Origin of the sequence: Bifidobacterium longum subsp. longum JCM 1217 (genome assembly GCF_000196555.1) — a bacterium.
GTDB lineage: Bacteria > Actinomycetota > Actinomycetes > Actinomycetales > Bifidobacteriaceae > Bifidobacterium > Bifidobacterium longum.
The window spans coordinates 78,192-99,022 of sequence record NC_015067.1; the positions used below are offsets into that span (position 1 = coordinate 78,192).

At 62.1% G+C, this 20,831-nt stretch carries 16 protein-coding genes and 1 pseudogene; 10 read left to right on the forward strand and 7 right to left on the reverse strand.

The genetic code is table 11. The annotated features are described in order from the left end of the window. Window positions 1-4: 4 nt before the first annotated feature. The 3 genes from BLLJ_RS00315 to BLLJ_RS00325 all read right to left on the reverse strand — a co-directional run bounded on the left by BLLJ_RS00315 (window position 5) and on the right by BLLJ_RS00325 (window position 3,895). The gene (locus tag BLLJ_RS00315) at window positions 5-535 is read right to left on the reverse strand and encodes an FHA domain-containing protein FhaB/FipA (protein WP_007051708.1); all 531 of its coding nucleotides are present in this window, start codon (window positions 533-535) and stop codon (window positions 5-7) included. 29 nt (window positions 536-564) lie between these two features. After that, on the reverse strand, window positions 565-1,266 hold the full coding sequence (locus BLLJ_RS00320) for an FhaA domain-containing protein (protein ID WP_007051707.1): 702 nt from the start codon (window positions 1,264-1,266) through the stop codon (window positions 565-567). Between the two features lie 184 nt (window positions 1,267-1,450). Continuing rightward, complete coding sequence (locus BLLJ_RS00325) at window positions 1,451-3,895, reverse strand: prolyl oligopeptidase family serine peptidase (RefSeq protein WP_013582305.1); 2,445 nt, start codon at window positions 3,893-3,895, stop codon at window positions 1,451-1,453. A gap of 118 nt (window positions 3,896-4,013) precedes the next feature. On the opposite strand from BLLJ_RS00325, the gene BLLJ_RS00330 reads away from it, so the two are divergent. From BLLJ_RS00330 to BLLJ_RS00340, 3 genes are all read left to right on the forward strand, one after another. Then, window positions 4,014-5,105: an alpha/beta fold hydrolase gene (locus tag BLLJ_RS00330; RefSeq protein ID WP_011068564.1), complete on the forward strand. Its 1,092-nt coding sequence runs from the start codon at window positions 4,014-4,016 to the stop codon at window positions 5,103-5,105. 142 nt (window positions 5,106-5,247) lie between these two features. After that, entirely contained in the window at window positions 5,248-6,336 is a 1,089-nt protein-coding gene (locus BLLJ_RS00335; protein WP_015713203.1) for a vWA domain-containing protein, read from the forward strand. Further along, window positions 6,336-7,055: a hypothetical protein gene (locus BLLJ_RS00340; protein WP_013582307.1), complete on the forward strand. Its 720-nt coding sequence runs from the start codon at window positions 6,336-6,338 to the stop codon at window positions 7,053-7,055. The genes BLLJ_RS00335 and BLLJ_RS00340 overlap by 1 nt, the downstream gene beginning before the upstream one ends. Window positions 7,056-7,066: 11 nt before the next feature. Here BLLJ_RS00340 and BLLJ_RS11225 read toward each other — a convergent pair whose 3' ends face one another. Beyond that, entirely contained in the window at window positions 7,067-7,252 is a 186-nt protein-coding gene (locus tag BLLJ_RS11225; protein ID WP_173361535.1) for a hypothetical protein, read from the reverse strand. 314 nt (window positions 7,253-7,566) lie between these two features. Next, a complete protein-coding gene (locus BLLJ_RS00350; protein WP_012472055.1) occupies window positions 7,567-7,761 on the reverse strand; it encodes a hypothetical protein in 195 nt (64 codons plus the stop codon). A gap of 200 nt (window positions 7,762-7,961) precedes the next feature. On the opposite strand from BLLJ_RS00350, the gene BLLJ_RS00355 reads away from it, so the two are divergent. The 3 genes from BLLJ_RS00355 (at window position 7,962) to yddG (ending at window position 10,998) form a co-directional block, all read left to right on the forward strand. Next, window positions 7,962-8,831, forward strand: coding sequence for a toxic anion resistance protein (locus tag BLLJ_RS00355; RefSeq protein WP_230473292.1), 870 nt, complete (start codon window positions 7,962-7,964; stop codon window positions 8,829-8,831). A gap of 380 nt (window positions 8,832-9,211) precedes the next feature. Further along, window positions 9,212-9,715, forward strand: a complete 504-nt coding sequence (locus BLLJ_RS00360) for an Hsp20/alpha crystallin family protein (RefSeq protein WP_007055906.1) — start codon at window positions 9,212-9,214, stop codon at window positions 9,713-9,715. A 326-nt stretch (window positions 9,716-10,041) separates the two neighbouring features. Beyond that, the gene (gene yddG / locus BLLJ_RS00365) at window positions 10,042-10,998 is read left to right on the forward strand and encodes an aromatic amino acid DMT transporter YddG (protein WP_007055929.1); all 957 of its coding nucleotides are present in this window, start codon (window positions 10,042-10,044) and stop codon (window positions 10,996-10,998) included. Window positions 10,999-11,165: 167 nt separating this feature from the next. Here yddG and BLLJ_RS11355 read toward each other — a convergent pair whose 3' ends face one another. Further along, complete coding sequence (locus BLLJ_RS11355) at window positions 11,166-11,612, reverse strand: hypothetical protein (protein WP_223616655.1); 447 nt, start codon at window positions 11,610-11,612, stop codon at window positions 11,166-11,168. 241 nt (window positions 11,613-11,853) lie between these two features. Here BLLJ_RS11355 and BLLJ_RS11070 point away from each other — a divergent pair, with 241 nt between their 5' ends. The 4 genes and pseudogenes from BLLJ_RS11070 to BLLJ_RS10810 form a co-directional block, all read left to right on the forward strand. Next, a complete protein-coding gene (locus BLLJ_RS11070; RefSeq protein ID WP_032740565.1) occupies window positions 11,854-13,236 on the forward strand; it encodes an alpha/beta hydrolase in 1,383 nt (460 codons plus the stop codon). Next, window positions 13,233-15,806, forward strand: coding sequence for a bifunctional lysylphosphatidylglycerol flippase/synthetase MprF (locus BLLJ_RS00380; protein ID WP_013582310.1), 2,574 nt, complete (start codon window positions 13,233-13,235; stop codon window positions 15,804-15,806). Before BLLJ_RS11070 ends, BLLJ_RS00380 begins: the two co-directional genes overlap by 4 nt. 536 nt (window positions 15,807-16,342) lie before the next feature. Continuing rightward, window positions 16,343-17,317, forward strand: a complete 975-nt coding sequence (gene msrB, locus BLLJ_RS00385) for a peptide-methionine (R)-S-oxide reductase MsrB (protein ID WP_007055903.1) — start codon at window positions 16,343-16,345, stop codon at window positions 17,315-17,317. Continuing rightward, window positions 17,314-17,406 (forward strand): annotated as a pseudogene (locus tag BLLJ_RS10810) (pyridoxamine 5'-phosphate oxidase family protein); the annotation flags it as partial. The gene msrB and the pseudogene BLLJ_RS10810, both read left to right, overlap by 4 nt. 198 nt (window positions 17,407-17,604) lie before the next feature. Here BLLJ_RS10810 and BLLJ_RS00390 read toward each other — a convergent pair. Then, window positions 17,605-20,811: a DEAD/DEAH box helicase gene (locus BLLJ_RS00390; protein ID WP_007055924.1), complete on the reverse strand. Its 3,207-nt coding sequence runs from the start codon at window positions 20,809-20,811 to the stop codon at window positions 17,605-17,607. Between the last annotated feature and the right edge of the window lie 20 nt (window positions 20,812-20,831).

Consider the following 20,831-nt stretch of genomic DNA (forward strand, 5'->3'; position numbering starts at 1 on the left):
GCGGCTACCTCAGTTCGAAGGTGGTGGCGCCGATGCGCACAGGAATACGAGCGGGCAGAATGGTGGGGCGGTTGATGCGCTGCTGGTTGACCACGGTGCCATTGGTGGAGTTCAGGTCTTCAATGGCCCACTGCCCGGAGCGCGTGTCACGGTAGACACGGGCATGGTGGGAAGACACGAATTCGTCATCGAGCACCACGGTGTTCGAGGCGGCGCGGCCAAGCGTGATGTCGGCTTCGGCCAGCGGCACGGAGCTGCCGGCAAGCGGACCATCGATGATGACCAACAGGGTAGGCTGCGCCGAGGCGGCGGACGACGCGGAAGCGCTGGGCTGGCGATGCGGGCGCGGCGCAGCTGCCTGCGGCGTTTCGGCCTTGGCCTTATGCACTTCACGCTCACGGCGACGACGCGCGCGCGAAGGTCGCGGACTGAACGTCTCGATGTCCTTGCGCAGCGAACGTACGGCCAGCCAGATGAATATCCACAGCAGGATCAGGAATCCATACTTGAGCAGGGCGAATGTCAGTTCGGTCATAAGTGGACGACTTTCGGGCGTGTGCTCGACTACTCCTGGGCTTGGGCGGAGGCCCAGTACAGGATGCGGGTACGGCCGATGGTGATGGTGTTGCCGTCGAGCAGCGTGGCGGCGGGCACTTGGTGGCCCTCCACGTACGTGCCGTTGGTCGAACCCAGGTCGCGGGCGATCACGCCGTTATCCGTGATGTCGATTTCCAGGTGCTTGCGGGAGATGCCCGGATCGTCGATGACGATATCGCAACCGGAACCGCGGCCGATTACCGTCTTGTCTTTGGTGAGCAGGTACTGGTTGCCGTTCACCTCGAGCACCGGGCTATCCTCGGTCTGCGCATCGGTGGTGACCGGCACGGCATTGCCCTGCACGGATTCGGAGGTGAGGTTGAAGTTGCCCTTGGACAGGTCAAGGTCTTCCTCGAAGATCACGATCACCGGTCCCACGAAGGCGTAATGCTGGCTCTTCGCGTACTCGGTGAGGTTATCGGCCAGTTCGTTGGCCAGGGTCTCGCTACCCCATGCCTCGATACGGTCGAAGTCAGGAGTACTGAGCTTGAAACGGTATTCATTCGGGGCCACCGTGCGGTCACGGCCCACGGGCATGGCCTCGGCGTCAATCTCGCGCTCCAAGGCGCTGGAAAGATCGACAGGCTGCAGGTCTTTGGAGCCAAACTTGGCGAATACTCCGTTGACTGCACCCTCCACGCTTTTTTCAAAACGGTCGAGAACGCTCATAGTCCTCCCTTTCTAATCTTCACCCATCCTACGCGGTGATGGGAATATGAGACAAAAAACCGGTCTTTCACGTGACGATGAGTGCAAAATATCCAAAAATTCAGGGCGGAAATGGGTGCGGCGCACCACCCGAGGTGCTTTACCGGTGGAGCACCTCGGGTGGGATGCGCGTGTTATCGATCTGTCAGGCCAGCGCGTCGCGCAGGAAATCGCGCTGGAGAGTGAGCAGGTTTTCGGCCACGGTCTCGTCATTGGTCATATGGGTGATGCCCGTCAACGGCAGGAAGGTGTGCGGGCGACCCGCCGCCATCAGGGCTTGCGAGAGGCGCAGGCTGTGGGCGATGGTGACGTTGTCGTCGGCGAAACCGTGGATCAGCATAAGCGGGCGCTCGAGTTTCGGTGCGTCCTGCACGATGCCGTTGCGGTAGTAGACATCCGGGTCGAGGCCCAGATAGCGCTCGGTGTAGTGCGTGTCGTACAGCGTCCAATCGGTGGGCGGGGCGCCGGCGCATGCGGCCTTGAACACGTTCGGCGCGTCCAGCACGGCCAGTGCGGACAGGAAGCCGCCGTACGACCAGCCGATCATGCACACCTTGTCGAGGTCCGGCATGGGAATCGCCTCCCGCTGGCGGGAGGTGGCGCGAAGCGCCGGTGGGTGGTTCTCGGCGTCTGCCTGATCGCCCGCAGCCGGCTGTGCCGCACGTGATTCCACATCGGCGTTGAGCCGGGCGACGGCCTCGGGCAGGGCGTTGACGGCCTCGACCTGATCGGCCAGCGTTACGTCCTTCATATCCTCGAAGATCTCGCGGTCCCATGCCGGGCCGCGGCCGGTGGTGCCACGGCCGTCTGCCGTGACCACCAGGAAGCCTTGGTCGGCCCACCACTGGCCCTCCCAGTAGAAGGACTGCGAGGCGATGACCTGCTGGAAGCCGGGCCCGCCGTACGGCTTCATCAGCACCGGCAGCTTCTCGGCGTGCGCGTACGGGCTTTCCGGGCTCGGCGCGATGATCGCCGTGTACAGCTGGTGCTCGCCCAGTCGCGTAAACGTGACGTTCGGTGTAAAGCCGGGTTTGGCCGCCGTGGACGCGATAGTGGCGCTCTGTTCTCCCAGAATATGCCGCATCTGGGCGCGGGCGGAACGCATATCGCGGCCGGAGACCACGATGCCGCGCTCGCCGCGCGAGGCGGTCCACTGGCCGGGATCGGTCGTGACCGGCGTGATCGTGCCGTTGTAATCGATACTCACCACGTCGAAACTGCGGGCGTCGTGGTCGCCGAATACGGACTCGGTGGCGGCCGCATCGGCCCAAGCGTCCGGCACCTCAGGCGCGATTTCGGGCGCGCGCTGCACCACGGCCAGCACATCCTCGTCGGTCACGGCGAGCACCGTGCGCACGTTCCAGCCAGCCGGCGTGAACGGGCGGCCGTCCATTGTCAGACGGTTGGTGTCCGTGGCCATATCGTTGAGCGAGCACACCAGACGACCATCCGGCGTGTAGGCGGGCGTGCCGTGAACCAGGTCGATCCACTGCTCGTTCGCGTGCTCCTCAAGCACACGCGTGGCACCCAGCGCGGCCCCATCCGCCGCGACTGCCACCTCAAGCACCTGATCGCGGGTCTGACGGCGGTTCTGCACCAGCACCAGCGGATCGTGGCCGCGACGCCAGTTCACGGCGGCCACATACTCGTACGCCTCGCGATCCCAATCCACATCGGCGTTGCCGGTGATGCCCGCGTACCGGTCGTTCTCATCGAACGCCAGCGTGATCACGGTCAGGTACACGTCGGCGTTGCGGGTCAGCGCGCGCGGGTAGCGGCGGCCGGCGTCCGGCTTCTCGGGGTCGGCCGGATCGCTGATGTACCAGGTCGGCTCGTCGGCGGTGTCGAAAGACTCGAACAGCACATGCTGCGAATCCGGGGCCCACCAGAAACCGTCGTACCGGTCCATTTCTTCGCCGGCCACGAACTCGGCCAGACCGATTTTCCACGTGTTTTCGGCCGGATTGCCGTCCTCATCCTCCACGCTCACGCCGTAGACCGCGGTGATGCGGTCACCTAGCTCGCCGCCGATATCGACCAGCATCAGGTAGCTGCCCGTGGTGTACAGCACATGTTCGCCATCCGGGGCGATGCGCGGGTTCAGCACCGGCGTGTACATCGCCGGGTCCTCATCGAGCCATTCGCCGGCCAGTTCACGGGTGTGCGGCTCGGGTGCGCCGGTCTCGTCATTCCAATCGATGTCGGTCAGGAACAGGCGGCCGTTGATGGTGAACACGATGCGATTGCCGTCGTCATCTGCGGAGTATCCGACGATGCCGGTGCCGCCTTCGCGCGCACGCTCGCGGCGGGCCTTCTCCTCGGCCGGCACGTCCTCGCTGTCGGCGGTTGCGCCCAGCAGTTCGCGCGGGTCGGCCAGCTTGGTCTCATGGTGTTCGCCGGACTCGTCGAACCAGCTCAGCCACATTGCGGTCACCAGATCCTCGGGGCCGTCGGAGCGCAGGAACAGGGCCCGCGAGCCGTCGCCCACGGTCTGTGCGGAGCGCGGTGCGCCGCAGCCGAAGCGCAGCGTGCGCGCCCGGAGGCGTGGGAAATGCTTGATTGCGTCATTGACATCATTGGTTTCGCTCATACCTCACAACCTACGCGCCTGTGCGGTCAGTGGCGCGCAGGCTTGCGACGCATTCCCGGGAATGTGTCGTGGTGTGGGTGCGAGGTGTGGGCGTGAGGCTTGTCCTAAGATGGGAGCCATGCAGGTGACGATGATCGACGAAAACAAGTACGCCGAAACGATGACCGACGTGGTGCTGCCCGCGCTCGAACAATGCTGCGAGGAGGGCTGGTTCGATCCGTCCGCCGCCGAACGTTCGGCCGGGATCGAGCCGCTGTCCGGCATTATGGACACCGGCGGCCGCTCGGGCCAGCTGCACTACCTGTGCTACGACTCCGCCAAATTCGACGCGATTCGCGAGCAAGGCGCCACCGCCACCTTCCGCGGGGCCATCGTCATCAGCCACGGCTTCACCGAGTTCGCCGAAAAGTACGACGAGCTCGTCTGGTACTTCCTGCTTGCCGGCTACTCGGTGTGTGTACTCGAGCATCGCGGCCACGGCAAGTCCGCGCGCGACGTGGACAACCGCTGCATGGTGTGGATTGATGACTGGCAGCGCTACGTGGCCGATCTGGCCGGCTTCGCCGAAACCATCGGCCAGCAGTACGCGGCCGGCATGCCGCTGAACCTGTTCTGCCATTCGATGGGCGGCGGCATCGGCGCGGCCGTGTTGGAGCGATACCCCACCCTGTTCGACAAAGCGGTGCTCTCTGCCCCGATGATCGCCCCCGCCACCGGCATGCCGCTGGGCGTGGCCCGTGTGCTGGTCGGCGCGCTGTGCGGACTCGGCTTCGGCAAGAAGCGCGTGTTCGGGCAGTCGGGCTTCACGCCGGAATTCTCGATGGAAGGCAACGAGGGCGCTTCCGAAGCGCGTGAACGCTGGTACTTCAAGCTGCGTTGCGAGAATAGCGAATACCAGACCTACTGCGCGGCGTTCGAATGGGTGCGCCAAGCGTTGAAGCTCAACCGGGCCATACTGAATCCGTCCGCCTGCGCCGAAGTGGAGACGCCGGTGCTGCTCTTCCAGTCCGGACGCGACATCTGGGTACTCAATAAGCCGCAGAATCACTTCGTCCAACTGGTCAAGGACGGCGGCGGCGAGGCGAACATCGTGCGCTTCCCCGAATCGCGCCACGAAATCTTCTCCATGCCCAACAGCACTTACAAGCCCTACCTCGAAAAGATCCTCGGCTTCTACGACGACCCCATGATTGCCTGCGCCGCGTACTGATGTAGCTCTTCACCCATTGTTCACCGTGCGGTCACCTTGTGGCCCGGCCCGCTTTAGATGGCGGGAGAGCCATGGAATTATGGGCATAATGTCTTCTCTCCGCCGCCGCGCCGCCGCGGTTGCGGCCGCGGCATGTGCCGGCGTGCTCGCGTTGACCGGTTGCACGGCGTTCAATAATTCCGATGACGGCACAGCGGACGGCAACGGCACGTCCGCCACCACGCAGACCTTCCAGCCGTCCGGCGGCAAACCGACTGCCACCCTGAGCATTGCCTCCGGCTCCGAAAACAAGGAAGTCGCCGTCGCCATCCAGAAAGCGGCCGACCAATCCAACGTAGCCGTGACGATGCACTACATGGGTTCGCTGGAGATTATGAACGCGCTCAAGGCCGGCGGCCAGGATCACGACGCCGTCTGGCCTGCCTCCTCGATGTGGATTTCGATGGGAGACACCAAGCACATCGTCAAAGACGCGGCCAGCACCTCCACCACGCCGATCGTGTTCGGCATCGCCAAATCCAAGGCCGTCAAACTCGGCTGGGCTGACGACACCGGTGCCGCCAAGCCCGTCTCCACCGCGGACATCCTCGCCGCGGTCAGCGACGGCAAACTCACGTTCTCCATGACCTCCGCCACGGTGATCGACAGCGCGCTCAACGTCTACCAGACCGCGCTCAGGAAGCCCAGCTGGACCATTTGGGTGGTCGATTACTCCGGTTCGATGTCTGGAGAGGGCAAGAACGGCGTGGTCAAAGGCCTGAACGCGGCGCTCGACCCGGACCAGGCCAAGAAGTCGTACATCGAGCCCGCCAGCGGCGACGTGAACATTCTCATCCCGTTTGAAACCGAGGCCCACCGCCCGGTCAAGGCCACTGGCACAAGCACCAGCGACCTGCTGCATGAGGCCGATGCCACCGATGCCAGCGGCGGCACCGATATCTATGAAGGCCTGCTGAGCGCGCTCGACGAGCTGCCCAGCGAGTCGGAAGCCTCGCAATACACCACCGCCATCGTGCTCATGACCGACGGCCGCTCCAACTCCGATCATCAGGATGAATTCGAAAGCGCCTATAAGTCGCGCGGCCGTGATCTGCCGATCTTCTCCATCATGTTCGGCGATGCCGATCCCAGCCAGCTGAAGTCTCTCGCCACCCTGAGCAACGCCAAGGTATTCGACGGCCGCTCCGGCGACCTCGCCGCCGTCTTCCGCCAAGTCAAGGGCTTCAACTGATGCTCCAGGTAATCTGTGGATTCGTTGTCGGACTGCTGCTCGCCGGGCTCGGTTTCGGACTGGTCGGCGGCGGAGTGCCCGGCCTGATCGTGGCCGTGGTACTGGCCGCACTTGGGTATATCGCCGCCTCCACGCTCACCGAGCCGGAGCGACGCATCGGCAAAATGCTGGTTTCCGCCTTGCCCAACGGTCAGAAGACCGCCGATACGATCGACGCGGCGAACGCTCAACTCAACTCGATCGCCATGCTCACCAAGCAAGTACGTGACCCAGCCGTCAAAGCCGAAGCCAACGACTTCATCGCCGCTACCAAAGATTTAGTGCAATACGTGACCCGAGACACCTCCGCCTACCCGACGTTGCGCCACTACATCACCGTGTACGGCGAGCAGACCGAGAAACTGTTGCGCTCCTACGTGGACGTGGAAAGTTCCGGCGCACGCGATCAGATAGCCACGGCACGAATCGAAACCATCGAGGCGCTGCAAGTGCTCGAACAGACCGCCGCCGGCGAACTCAGCCGGGCGGTAAGCGCCAAGACGTTGGGCATTACGGCCGACTCCGACGCCATCCAACGGTTGGCCCGCATGGATGGATACGACGACGTCGCACCTTCGCCTGTGCCTTCCTCGGCTGCTGATGAAGGACGGCATGCACCCAGTCAGACTCCATCTGGCGGCCCGGCTCACCAGTCGGACCAGAAAACGGACGCACAATGAAACTCTCCAAATCAAAAATCATCGGACTGATCGCCCTGCTTGCGGTAGTGGGCGTGGTCTGCGGCACGCTGGTGTGGCGGCAATCGCAACCAGCACCGGCCGAACCGACCGAACAGGTGAGCATCACCGGCTACCTGGGCGGCGAGAAAATCGGCCTGTTCGATGACGCCAAGTTCAAGGCGCTCGCCGCCAAGCAAGGCATTGCCATCGACTATCGCAAGGCCGGATCGCCGGCCATGATGGATACGGACCGGAAAGGCATGGGTTACCTGTTCCCCTCCTCGCGCGCGGCCGTCGAATACGGCAATGCGAAAGGCGTCAAGGCCCCCCAAAGCGACATCGTCTTCAACTCACCGATTGTGCTATACACGCACAAGGCCGTGGCGGACGGGCTCGTGAACGGCGGACTTGTGACCAAGGACGATTCTGGCGCGTACCACATGGATATGGCCAAAGCCGTGGACGCGATGGTCGCCAACACAACCTGGGCCGACGTCGGATACACGGCAGGCTACGGGCAGTTCCGCATCGACTCGACCGATCCGGTGAAGTCGAACTCAGGCAACGAATACGCGGCGCTTCTTGCCACGGTGCTCAACGGCGGGCAGCCGGCCATGGTCGATTCGGTGGCGCGCGACGGCAAGACCATCGCCTCCATCTTCGCCAAATCCGGCTGGATGGAGACCTCTTCCGAGGATTCGTTCAACCAGTTCCTGACCTTGGGCGTGGGCTCCAAGCCGATGATGGTGGGCTACGAATCGCAGCTGCTTGATTTGGCCGTGAACCAGCCGGATGCGTTCAAGCAGATCAAGGACGACGTGGTCATCGTCTACCCGACGCCGACCGTGTGGAGCACCCACACGCTGATGGCCTTGGACGAGAAAAGGCGGCACACTGCTGAACCTGTTGAAAACACCGGCGGTGCAGAAGCTGGCGTGGGAGCGCCATGGCTTCCGCGCGGCCAACTTCGCCGGCACCGATTCGATCAGCCGATTCGGCGTGGCCGGCACGCTCGACCAGATCCCGGCCGTATCCGAACTGCCCAACAACGATGCCATGCAACACCTCATCACCACCCTCCAATCCGCGCAAGCCAAACTCGTGGCCGACATCTCCATGTACGACACGATGTACACGCAGAACGCCCAGCAATACCGCGAGCTGAAAATGACCGTACTGGCCGGCAAGAAGGCGCTCGCCGACTTCAACGCCAACCAGCTGCCAGCGCTGGAGGCCGAGGCCGCCGCCAGTGGCGACGCCATGCAGGCGCAAGTGCTGAAGAACTTCAAGTCCAAGCTCGACCGTTTTGCCAAGCGACTCGACGACCTCGACCGCATCAGCGTGGTTACCTTGCAGACCGCGCCGCAGATCAAAATCATCCAGAACGCGGACCAGACCATCGTGGACAAGATCGACACCACCATCTCCACCACGATTCCGGTGTGGAAGAGTCAGATGGTGATCGCGCTGGGCCTGTCCAACCAGCGCAAGGTTCTCGACCTGCAGAACAAGGCCGACGATGTGACCAACAAGCTGCTGGCGCGTAACGCGGCCGCCCTGTACAAGGGTGCAGTGGACGCGGAAAAGGCCAACCAGTGTTCCGTGGTGGAAATCGACACGCTGGAGAAGATCAACGCCGAACTCATCGCCACCCTGAAGGAGACCGTGCAGATCCAGAAGGAAGGCGAGGCCAACCGCGAGGCCGCCCAGGTCAAGATGCGCCAAATCGAGTCCGACCTCAAAAACGCCTTGCTCGAAAACGCCCAGCAGATGTGAGCCGTTCGCGCGCCAGCATGCTCCCGTTGGCGGAGTTTGCGGGAACGTGCAACCATGCTCCCGTTGGCAGAGGTATATGAGTACGCCTACTGGTGTGCGTATATATGCTCCCGCTGGCGGGAGCTGGCAGCCGTAAGACTGGCTGAGGGTGGTCACGGCGCTCGGCTCGGCCGGCTTTACCGGCAGCCATTCCCGCCGCAATTTCTCTGTGGGCATAATCCCGGAATGATTGCCGCGCTCGGGAATTGGATGAAGTGAAGGTTAAAGGTTGAGAGCCCGGGAGGGTTCCGGAACCGGCCACGATAACCGCTGCTAGCCCCGCGATACGGGTTGGCGGCCGGCAGCCAAGCCGATTCTCTCCTAATCAAGGAGTACCGATTATGGCAATGTTTCCGGCTTTGATGAATGACACGATGTTCTCGGATCTGTTCGATGATCCGTTCTTTGAGGGTTGGCGCAACACGGACAACACGATGAGTGCCGTAATGCCCGCCAACATGATGACTACCGATGTGCGCGAGACCGACAAGGGTTACGACGTCGACATCGATATGCCTGGCTTTAAGAAGGAAGATATCAACCTTGAGCTCAACAACGGCTATCTGACCGTGTCCGCCTCGCGTTGCAGCGAGCATGAGGACAAGGCTCCGGCCGCTGAGGACGAGGCTTCCGACAGCAAGTGTGCTTGCGCGTCCGATTCGGGCAAGTGGCTGCGTCGCGAACGCTACATGGGCTCCTGCTCGCGTAGCTTCTACGTTGGCGAGGACGTGAAGGAGTCCGACATCCACGCCAGCTACCGGAACGGCACGCTGTGCATCCAGGTTCCGAAGATGCAGGCCCAGCCGCAAGTCGAGTCCAAGCACCAAATCGCGATTGAGGGCTGACGATACTTGATTCGTCCCGAAGTCCCGCTTCGAGTAGCTTTGCCCCCTCTGACGAGGGGGCTCCCGCGAAGCGGGTGGGGGAGAGATAAATCGTAACCAAACCATGCTTCCCACGCCGTCTGCCCTACGCTTTCAACGCCGACTAACCTGACAGACGGCGGGAAACATAGCCAATGCAAATGCCGGGTAGGGATTTACCCTACCCGGCATTTTGCTGTTTCAATCACCGAACCCCACCCTGTTCGCGCGCCGGTCGCGTGCCGTTCTGCCGCTGTACACATCCGATGGGTAGAGTGACTTCGAAACGATGCGAGAGAGGCGGACATATGGCGAACGGCGCACAGAACGCAAGCGGCACACCGGCACCGGCGGCAAGCCATTCCGGCGGCCACGTCGTATCCGCGCGCGCCACGACCATCGGCCTGATGGCAATCCTGCTGTGGAGCTTCATGGCCGGCACCGTGCGCATCGTCTCCGAAAACTTCGGCGCCACGCTTGGCTCGGCCCTGATCTACACGGTCGGCGGCATCCTGCTGCTGATGTTCCGGCGCCCGGCCCCGATTCGCGAGTTCCCCAAGAAATACCTGATTATCGGCGGCCTGTTGTTCGTATTTTACGAATCGTCGATATCCCTCTCGCTGGGTCTGGCCTCTACCGACGCATCCTCGGTGGAAGTGAGCCTGGTCAACTATCTGTGGCCCACGATGATGGTGCTGCTGTCGGCGGGCGTATCCCATCGCAAGCACGCGGTCGTCAAGGTGCTGCCGGGCGCGATCGTGGCCACTGCCGGCGTGGTGTTGGCGGTCGGCGGTAATTCCGGGCTCGACTGGCATGCGGCCGTGCAGCATATCGCCGCCAACCCTTTGCCCTATGCGCTGGCGTTCGTGGGCGCGCTCGCTTGGTCGGTGTACGCGGTGTTCACGCCAGCCATGAGTCATGGGGTGGACGGCACTTCATTGTTCTTCCCCTGCGTGGCCGTGGCGTTGTGGATTATCCACTTCGCGTCCGGGCAGGGGTGGCCGGCCGAGCCGCCGAGTCTGGTCGCATGGCTGTTTGTGTTGATTGCCGCGGCGGCGATTGGCGGTGGTTATGCCTGCTGGGGCTATGGCATTCTGCACGGGTCTATGGAGCGGCTGGCTATTGCGTCCTATGCCACGCCGGTGCTGTCCACCGGGGCCAGTGCGGTGTTGCTGGGTTTAGCGCTGTCGCTGCCGTTTTGGTGTGGCGCGCTGCTGGTGGCCGTCGGATCGGTGCTTAATTACTTGGTCAGTGCGCGCAAATAGCGGGGTGGCTTTGCTCATGGGGCGGTAATAATCCCATGGGGCGGTAAAACCCTCATGGGGCGGTATCCCAAAATGGCTTTATTCTGCCGTTTCACAATTTCTTCAAACCGCCCCATGGGCCTTTTACCGCCCCATGGATAAATTACCGCCCGATGGGCAGCAGCAACTTACTCGCCGCGACGCTCGGACGGGCGGCGAATCGGGTCAAGCAGCGTATTCGGATCGGAGATGCCGAACATGCTGCGCCCGCCGGTGGATTCAGGGTGCTTGGCGAGAACGGCCAGCGAAATCGCCCCCGGAATCATAATGATCACCAAAAGGGCCGCCAATCCCCAGTTCACGAAGAATCCGAGCCCCAGTACGATGGCCACCACAACCACCACCGTGACGATAATCGTCAACAGTGCTCGACGTGGGTTGGTTTCCCTGGCCCAAGAGGTGCTGGCTGCGGGCTTTGCTGTTGAACTGGCCGCGGCGTTTGTGGCTGTTGTGCCATCAGCCGTGACGGTCGTGGGCCTTGCCGCCGCGCTCGTCGCGGGGCCAGTAGGGGCGTCAGACACGTTATCGGCGGCATTGCCGGTCGCTGCTGGACGTTGTTCGTTTGCGTGAGTCATATCCACCAGCATATTCCCTGCTTCCGGCTGAAGCTGGGACAAGCCTGCGCGCCGCTAATCCAGCGCCGACACTGGCCTTGAACTGCGGGCGCCAGACCGGATGTGAACAGGCGCTGAACGGAGTCTGGGGAAACCATGAGAACTCGCGACAATTTTTGTGAAATTGGGTGACGCTCTATGAATCGCGCGCTAGTGTTGCGTGAGCTTACAAGGCGAGGAGCCTGGAGCGCGGGGGTGAAGGATGAAGAACTCCGTTTGGAAAACGTTCATGGAATTGTCTCTGGTCCGCGGAATCGTGCCGCGGACCGTGTTCGGACTGACCGCGATCGCGGCAATCATACTGATTATTGGGCTGGCATTGAGCAAGAGCAAGAAGCGCGGCCGCCTGCACCCGCTGATTGTCTCGCTGATTGCCGCCGTGCTCGCCGGCGCGGCTGGACTGCTGGTTGCATGGCTGGTGTCCGACGTGTTTATGGTGTTCGGCGTATCGCTGGGCTGGCCGGTGATCTTCACCATCGCGGGCGGCATCGCCGGCGTCGGCTTCGTGATCGCCGCAGCCGTGACCCTGCGCGGGGTCCGCCGTGCGCTGGCCGTCGTGCTGGTGCCGCTGGTGCTGCTGTCCACCGCGCTCGGCGTGGACTCGATTTACGGCGAATACCAGACCATCGGCACCCTCGTCGGCTACACGCCGTACGCCTCGCTCGGCTCAATCGAGGTACACAAGGCCGCGATGAGTGTCAGCGACTGGCATAGCAAGGCGCGGAAGGGCAGCCTGCCGTCCATGCCCAGCCAAGGCAAGGTGCTCACCGTCGACATTCCGAACGCCAAATCCAACTTCACGGCCCGCAAGGCGATGATCTACCTGCCGCCCGCCGCGCTGTCCGACCGTCCGCCGGCCTTGCCGGTGATGGAGCTGTTGGCCGGGCAGCCCGGTAGCCCCAGTCGCCTCATCGACGCCGGCAACATCGCCGCCACGATGAATGCGTACGCCGCCAAACATGACGGGCTCGCGCCGATCGTGCTCGTGCCCGACCAGAACGGCGAGGCCACGCACAACAGCCTGTGCGCCGACACCACGCAAGGCAACGCCGAAACCTACCTCACCACAGACGTGGTGAACTGGGCCAAGAAGATGCTGCCCGTGGCCAAGTCGGCCCGCATGTGGGCGATGGGTGGGTTCTCGCAAGGCGGCACCTGCACCACGCAGCTCGTCCCGCGTCATCCCGAAATCTACGGCGCGATGTTGCCGGTGGACGGCGAACTCAAGCCGACCAACGGCAGCGTCGGCAAGATGGTCCAAGAGTATTTCGCCGGCGACCGCAAGGCATACGACGAACAGGTGCCGGTCAACGCCATCGCCTCCAGCGGCACATCTGAGCAGGCGCTGTTCACCGGTGCTGGCGAACGGGACAAGGAATCGATTAGCAACATGCGCACGATTGCCGCCGCCGCGCGCAAAGCCGGCATGGAGGTCACCGAGCTGATCGTGCCCGGCGCCGGCCACGACTGGCACGCGGTGCAGGCGGTCTGGCGGCCCGGTCTCGACTGGTTTGGCGAACGGACCGGCTTGGGCGAGATGGCGAAATCGTTGAAGGAGTACCCACAAGTGGAGGTGTTGCAATGAGCGAAGAATCGCGTAAGCACAACAGTCATGCGGCGGAAAGCTGGCGCGAACTGGCCGGCGACGTGCGACAGTGGGCGGACGGTCATCGACTGGCCATCACTGCCACGGTGGCGCTGGTGGTGCTGAACTTGGTGGTGTGGCTGGTGGTCGCGATGGCCGGATTCGCGTTCCCGCTGCGGCTCGACACCAGCATGGCCGAATTCGATTTCGGCAAACTCTTCTGCACGCTGTTCTTGGCGCGCGGCGTCATCCAGCTCATTCTTGATGCCGTGCTGTGGCTCGTCATGCTGTCAATCGCCGAGCCGTGGCTTGGCCGCGCACGTACCGTCGGCACCGCGCTCGCCTGCGCGCTCGGCGGCGTGATCGTGGGCCTGATCTTGTGTGCGGCGGCCGGATGGCTGTTCCAGGACTCCCAATTCGTCTCCCGCATGCAGTTCGCCCTGAGCCCGCTGGTGTTGCCGGTCGGCGCGCTTATGGCGGCCAGCGCGTTCTGCAGCCATCTGTTGCGGCGGCGTATTCGGCTGATCGGCTACGTGGCGATTCTGGTCGCGCTGCTTTACAGCGGCAATCCTGGCGATTACTGCATTCTCGCCGCCGCGCTGATCGGACACGCGGTCGGCCGCGTGATGGCCGGGTCGCCCGCGCACGCCGAAACCGGATGGCACTGGCTGCGCAGCACCTCCTTCGAGGCGCGGCGCATGTTCGCGGCCATCGCCGTGGTGCTGGCGCTGGGGCCGGTCATCGCCATCACCTCGCATAATCACGCGGGGCCGCTCAGCACAGTCGGCCTGCTCATGAGTCCGGTCTCCGTCGACGACGGCACGCTCGCGCGCTGCCTGGCCGGCGCCACGCACAGCGGCTGCTTCCTGCAATTCGACCTGATGCGCGCCTCGATGCCCGGCGCGGTACTGCGCTCGCTGCTGCCCACCGCCGTGACTCTGGTGCTGGCGTGGGGCCTGTATCGCGGACGTCGGTTCGCGGCCACCTGCGCCGTGGCCATCAACCTGTTCACGGCGGGCGTTGCCATCGCCTATTACCTGGTCGTGCCGCTGAGCTTTGCGCCGGATGGCATGACCTCCCTGCTGCAGCACGGCGCGATCACCGCCTGCGTGACGAACACCTTGCCGCCGCTGATCTTCGCCATCGCCTTGGCTGCGGCAATGAAGCACTTCCCGATTCGCGTCGGCTGGCGCCGGCTGATCGGCGGCGTCGGTGCCATCGTGCTGGTTCTGCTGGCGTGCGCCGCCGTGTACCTGATGTACGGCATTGCCCAGCCGGACGCCTTCTCGCCGCGCGCCACGGCCTCGTCGCTGTTGGCCGAACTGCCGGGGCGCTTCCTGCCCATCGGCTTCCTGAGCCATATGAAGTTGTCGTTCGTGCCGCGTACCCCGATGGCCTCGATCGTGTATCAGGGCGTCGGCCTGGTGTTCTGGATCGTGGTGCTGGTCGTGGTGATCCGCTGGATGAGCGACGTGAGCGAATCGAACGAGCGGGCGCAGGCACGCGCCGAGCGGCTGGTCGAAACCGGCGGCGAATCGATGAGCTTCATGACTACGTGGGAAGGCAACAGCTACTGGCTCTCGCCCACGGGCAAATCGGCCGTGGCATATCGCGTGCTCAACGGCATCGCCTTGACCTGCACCGGGCCGTTCGGCGAGCCCTCCGAGTGGATGGACGACCTGACCGGCTTCACCCAGTATTGCGTGGAGCGGTCGCTTTCGCCGGTGTTCTACAGCGTGCATCGCGAACAGCGCGACGCGTTGCTGGAGGTCGGCTGGAGCTCCATCGAGGTCGGCAGCGAAATGGTCGTGGACCCGCGCGGCTGGAAGACGACCGGCAAGAAATGGCAGGATGTGCGCACCGCCATCAACAAGGCCAAGCGCGACGGCGTGACCGATGTGCAGTCCACGTTCCTGGAAGCGTCGCTCGATGTGCGCGAGCAGATCGAGGACATCTCCGAGGAGTGGGCGCAGCTCAAGGCGCTGCCGGAAATGAAGTTCACGCTCGGCGGTGTCGAGGAACTGCGCGACCCGCGCGTGCGGCTGCTTTACGCCATCGACGCGGACGGGCGCGTGCTGGGCGTCACCAGCTGGCTGCCCACCTGGCGCGACGGGCGCATCGTCGGCTGGACGCTGGACTTCATGCGCCATCGCACCGACAGTCCCAACGGCATTATGGAGTTCCTGATCGCGCGCATGGCCGAGCGCCTGCGCGACGAGGGGCTTGCGGATCCTGAGCATGCCGTGGAGTTCATGAGCCTGTCCGCGGCACCCTTGGCCGGCATGAACCCCGAGCGAGACAATGCCCGGGAAGGTGGGGTGGCGGCCGGCGAAGGCACGCAGGTGCTCCAACACGCGCTGCAGATCGTGGCCGACTGGATGGAACCCGCCTACGGCTTCCACTCGCTGTTCAACTTCAAGCGCAAGTTCCAGCCCGCCGAAGCGCCGGTCTACGTGTGCTACCCGGACCCGGCGGCGTTGCCGCAGATCGGGCTCGCGGTGGTGCGCGCCTACGTGCCCAGCGTGACGCCCGCCGAAGTGGCCGGCATGCTCAGTACGCTGCGGTCGTGAAGGTGTGCACACGGGTACGCAGGCTAGCCGATTCGAGCCTGAGACGGGGTATCTGCTTTCAGGAGGTACATTTGGCCTCTTGCGGACAGCTAACTGCCTTCAAAGAGATACCTAAACTCTGAAATCCCGAGTATGAGCGTTGCAATGACGGCGTTTGTACTCGGGGTTTCCCGTATTCAGTACCTCTTTGAACGGAGAAAGCATTCTGCAGAAGCCCGAATGTACCTCTTTGAGCGGCGAAAGCCCAGCGAGAAGGGCGCAGAAGGCGCTATCTCCGTTTCGAGGGGTTGATTTGGCCTCTCCGGGAGGTCTACTCCTGCTTCGAGGGGCTGATGGCCGAGTATTCACGCTCCAAAATCGGCGGAATGGCGTTGACGCGGATGGGCTTTTACATGCGGTCTAGCTGCCGACCAGCCCCCTTGAAACGGGAGTAGACCTCCTGCGAAGGCCGAATCAGCCCCTCGAAAGCGGTTTTGCCGGTGCAGAGGTGTCGTTGACTGCATCGCGAGCCGCCTCGACGTAGTAACGTGGGGCGCATGAGCGAACGTAACGAACACAATGACGGAAATACGCAAACCGCATACTTCGCCGGCGGCTGCTTCTGGGGACTGGAGCGCTACTTCCAGAACGTCGACGGCGTCACGGACACCACGGTCGGCTACGCGCAATCCACCGTCGAATCGCCGACCTACGAGCAGGTATGCGCGGGCGGCACGGATGCGGCCGAAACCGTGAAAGTCGAGTTTAACCCGGCACAGGTCAGCCTGCGGACGCTGACATTACTGTTCCTGGAGGTCATTGACCCGTTCTCCGTGGACCAGCAGGGCGAAGACCGCGGCCGGCAGTACCGCACTGGCATGTTCTACACGGACGAGACGCAGCGCGCCGTGTATGTGGCGGCCTTGGAGCAGCTGGTCGACCGCCAGCCGCAGCGCCCGGCCGTACTGGTCGAACCGCTGCGCAACTTCTACCCGGCCGAGGCACATCATCAGGACTATCTGGTGAACAATCCCGGCGGCTACTGCCATGTGCCGATCGCCGCAATCGCGAACGTAAAACGCCGTCAGAAGTACGTGGAACGCATCTGGGATCTGACGCTTGAGCAGTTCGCGGTCACACAGAACGCCGCTACCGAGCGCCCGTTCGTCAACGAGTATGACGAGGAGTTTGAGCCCGGCATTTACGTGGACATCGTCAGCGGCGAGCCGCTGTTCTCGTCGCGAGACAAGTTCGATTCCGGCTGCGGCTGGCCCGCGTTCTCTCGCCCGATTGCCGGTGACTTGCTGACCGAGCATGAGGACCACCGCATTCCGGGCCGCGACCGCATCGAAGTGCGCACGTCGGACACACAGATTCACTTGGGCCACGTGTTCACCGACGGCCCGGCCGACCGCGGCGGCCTGCGCTACTGCATGAATTCCGCCGCCCTGCGCTTCGTGCCGCGCTCGCGCATGGCCGAGGAAGGATACGGCGACTGGATTTCGGTTGTGGATGGGGATGAGCAGGCATGAGCATGGAGAATATTGCGGGCGCTCGCAAGCCCGCCAAGCGTGAGGATGAGCACACGGTCGCCGGCGAGCATCGCATGATGCGCCGCGCGTAACCGTGGCATCGCCGCCACGTTCGTGTCGCATAATTGCTGCCCGGCCACGTCATAATTCGCCGTGCCGCGTGGGAGCGCTGTGGCGGCTACGACGAGTCGATGCGCGGCGACGCCACCGCCAGTCAAGCCTTCATGGCCCACCCCACCTACGGCGACGGCGGAATGGCCGCCGCCGTACGGTTGAGGAGCTGATGGTCAGCCGGCTAAATGCCGATAGAGCTCTGGATCGATTGGCCGGGCCAAACGCAGGACCGACAGGGTGACCTTCACACTGCCCTGTCCGGTTGCGTCAGGCTTGGTGGTGAGCTGAGGATTCTCAAACGCAGCGACGTGGCCAACGTAGTAGTACTTGCCATCGGCCTCTTCCGCCTTGCGCATGACGAATAGCGGGACGAAATGTGTGTGGTCCCAATTCGGGCCAATGCCGCTAAGCGCCCATCGGAATTCCGGAGACTGCGGAGTGCGTCCGTTCTTGCTGAAGTATTTCATTTCCTGTGTGCTCAGGAATTCATCCTCGTATTGGCTGGCCGCGTATTTCACGAAGATGGGCATGGTGTTGGTTTCCTTGTCGAGCAGGTAACCACCCACGTTTTGCGGAGTGTTTTCCTTCTTCCATCCGCACAGGCGCATGACGTCAGCCATGGAATATTTGCGCTCGTACAAGAACATGTGGTCGAAGACCTGTTGCCTGGCGGCGGCCTCGCGGAACATATCTCGGCAATTGGCCATACCGGTGCGCAAAGTGTCCGCGAAGAAGATGCGGAACGTTCGGTTCGTGGCAAGTATGTCGGCGAATCTGCTGCTCAACCGATATGCGGTGTCGCTTCCTGTGCCGGTGCTGTTCAAGGTTTCGACCAATGGCTGGTTGCCAAAACGATTGCAGTTCGGGCCGGTGAAATATGAATAATCGAGCACGCTGATCGCAGAGTCGAATTGCGCGTCTGAACCATCGGCCAGCGGGAATTCAGTACGAATCGCATCGAGCAGTTCGCTGCGGCCGATTGACGAGCCCGCACTCCAATGCTGAGGTACGTCGTCGTCGAGCCGTTCGCTGACGAAATGGCATAGCTGAGCAAGAATGACCAATTCGTGCGGTCGCAATCCGGGCAGCAGCAGCTCCGCTGCCATCTTGAGTATCGCGTCTTCAACGTCGGTCACCGGCTCCAACTGATCCTCAAATGTCGCTTCATGATGTTTGCCTTTGCCCAGGCTTTTTTCACGGGAACGCACGAAATCAAGATAGTTGCTGCGCTTCGATGCGATGGTATACGGCAGTGAGGGGTCGTAGTTATAGATGTCCGTAAGCATGGGGATGCGGCCCAGCTCGTAACGGACTTGGCGATACTGTTCGGACAGCTTTTTCATGTCGGACCAGTCGGCGGTGTCCAAAGACTTAAGGATGCGCTCCTTGGCGATCGGGTCGAAACTGATGGACGACAGGCCGATTGACTTTCGCTGCAGGTTCTTGCGAGCCCTGTCGCGGTCGCCAGTGTTGCCGTATAACGCCACCGGAATCAGATAGTTGTTGTTGTAATTGCCGATGAAATCGATAACCACAACGCTTTCTTTGTGAGGGAATTTGCGCAGTCCGCGCCCGAGCTGCTGCGTGAAGATAATGCTGGATTCGGTGCTGCGCAACATGACGATTTGGTTGACGGCGGGAATATCGACTCCCTCATTGAACATATCGACAGTGAAGAGATAGTCGAGTTCGCCTTCAGTGAGCTTGCGGACGTATTCGTCTCGCTGCGCTTGGGACACGGGCCTGCCGTCATCGTCCGTGCTGGTAACGGCAGCGGTGCGATAGGGGCGTTCATCTTGTTGATTCCACTGCTGGTTAAACAGCTGGGACAGCTTATGGGCTTCCTCCTGTCGGCTGCAGAACACGAGTCCGGTGACCGGAATGTTGAACTGCCCATATTCCTGCAACTTGTCAATGATGTAGCGGACTCGCTTTTCGGTGGCAAGCTGCTCGATCTCGTACTTGAGCTGTTTCGAGTCCTTCGCATCAAGACCCTTGGAGACATCGAGACGATGGGCGATTCCATTCGGATCGTCGTCGGAGCCAAGGTATTCCGCAACGCCGTAGTAGTGGAATGGACAGAGCATGTTCTCGTCCAACGCCTTTTGCAAGCGAATTTCGTACGCGATGTTATGCCCGAATAGCTCGAAGATGTTGATGCCGTCGGTGCGCTCTGGCGTGGCGGTCATGCCGAGCATGAAGTCGGCATCTTTGAAATGATTGATGACGCGCTGATATCCTTCGGCTCCAGCGTGATGAACTTCGTCAACCAGAACGTAGTCGAATTCATCGGATTTGAATTGCGCCAAAACCTCCGGCTGCCGCATCGTCTGTACCGTGGCGAATACGTAGCGGCGGTCCTGTTGCTTGCTGGTGCCTGAATACAATCCCAATTCGGATTCATCACAGCCGAGCACCTTTTGGTAAGAGTTCATTGCGGTTTGAAGAATCATCTGCTGTTGGGCGATGTACAGCATGCGCTTCGGCTGGCATTCGCGTACGTCGAATGCGGAAAGGTACGTCTTTCCGGTGCCGGTGGCCGACACGATAATTGCGCGGTGCTCGCCTTGTTCACGAAGTTTCTTGAGATTCGCCAACGCCTCCTGTTGCATGGCGTTTGGCTGAATGTCATGCCCCTCAAACGACTGCAGAATCTCATGACGCGGTGGGGCGTATTTCTTGAAATCTTCCTCATACTGTTTGATCCACTCTTCGGTCAGCGGAACGGAATCGGCCACCTGTGAGTCGATTTCATCCTGGAACTGCCCGACCAGCTCTCCATCCGCCAGCGATGAGACTTTGAGATTCCATTCGCGTTGCGTGGTCAATGCGGCTCCAGTGAGATTGGAACTGCCAACGTACAGGTCGTAATAGGGCGTACCGTCTTTCATGCGGCGAGAAAAGATATATCCCTTTGGATGGAATGGCTGTCCTTGAGCCATTGCGGCCACTGAGGCATTGCGGGAGCCTTCCCACACGCGAACGTCAACACCAGTGGTGTTCTGAAGATGCAGCAGCTCCCAGAATGCCCTGGGATCGTTGAAATGATTTTTCGTTGAGGTAATCAGTGTGCCCGCTCGGGTCGCTGTTTCATGGTGACTTCTGAAGTCTTCAAATAAGCTGAGCACGGCCTCAGCCGAGACGAATGCGACAGAAATGTCGAAGGAATCGCTAGTAGCCAAGGAATTGCCGATTTCCTCGCGCATGGTCAATCCACCGGGGCGATTTGCGATGAGGGTCGGCTTATATTCGCCGGGAGCATCTGAGCGCGGCTCGATCAGACCTGAGATGACATCTTCGAGGATTGAGGGTGTCGGGCCAGGATCACTATGTTGCGTGTTGGCCGGAGAGCTTGAGGTGCTGGCCAGATTGATAGACATGTTGTCTTGTTCCCTTGCGA

Excerpts from the sequence above, each read along its gene's own strand:
- BLLJ_RS00315 (WP_007051708.1), bottom strand. The coding sequence starts at position 535 with ATGACCGAACTGACATTCGCCCTGCTCAAGTATGGATTCCTGATCCTG.
- BLLJ_RS00320 (WP_007051707.1), bottom strand. The coding sequence starts at position 1,266 with ATGAGCGTTCTCGACCGTTTTGAAAAAAGCGTGGAGGGTGCAGTCAAC.
- BLLJ_RS00325 (WP_013582305.1), bottom strand. The coding sequence starts at position 3,895 with ATGAGCGAAACCAATGATGTCAATGACGCAATCAAGCATTTCCCACGC.
- BLLJ_RS00330 (WP_011068564.1), top strand. The coding sequence starts at position 4,014 with ATGCAGGTGACGATGATCGACGAAAACAAGTACGCCGAAACGATGACC.
- BLLJ_RS00340 (WP_013582307.1), top strand. The coding sequence starts at position 6,336 with ATGCTCCAGGTAATCTGTGGATTCGTTGTCGGACTGCTGCTCGCCGGG.
- BLLJ_RS00360 (WP_007055906.1), top strand. The coding sequence starts at position 9,212 with ATGGCAATGTTTCCGGCTTTGATGAATGACACGATGTTCTCGGATCTG.
- yddG (WP_007055929.1), top strand. The coding sequence starts at position 10,042 with ATGGCGAACGGCGCACAGAACGCAAGCGGCACACCGGCACCGGCGGCA.
- BLLJ_RS11355 (WP_223616655.1), bottom strand. The coding sequence starts at position 11,612 with ATGACTCACGCAAACGAACAACGTCCAGCAGCGACCGGCAATGCCGCC.
- BLLJ_RS11070 (WP_032740565.1), top strand. The coding sequence starts at position 11,854 with ATGAAGAACTCCGTTTGGAAAACGTTCATGGAATTGTCTCTGGTCCGC.
- BLLJ_RS00380 (WP_013582310.1), top strand. The coding sequence starts at position 13,233 with ATGAGCGAAGAATCGCGTAAGCACAACAGTCATGCGGCGGAAAGCTGG.
- msrB (WP_007055903.1), top strand. The coding sequence starts at position 16,343 with ATGAGCGAACGTAACGAACACAATGACGGAAATACGCAAACCGCATAC.
- BLLJ_RS00390 (WP_007055924.1), bottom strand. The coding sequence starts at position 20,811 with ATGTCTATCAATCTGGCCAGCACCTCAAGCTCTCCGGCCAACACGCAA.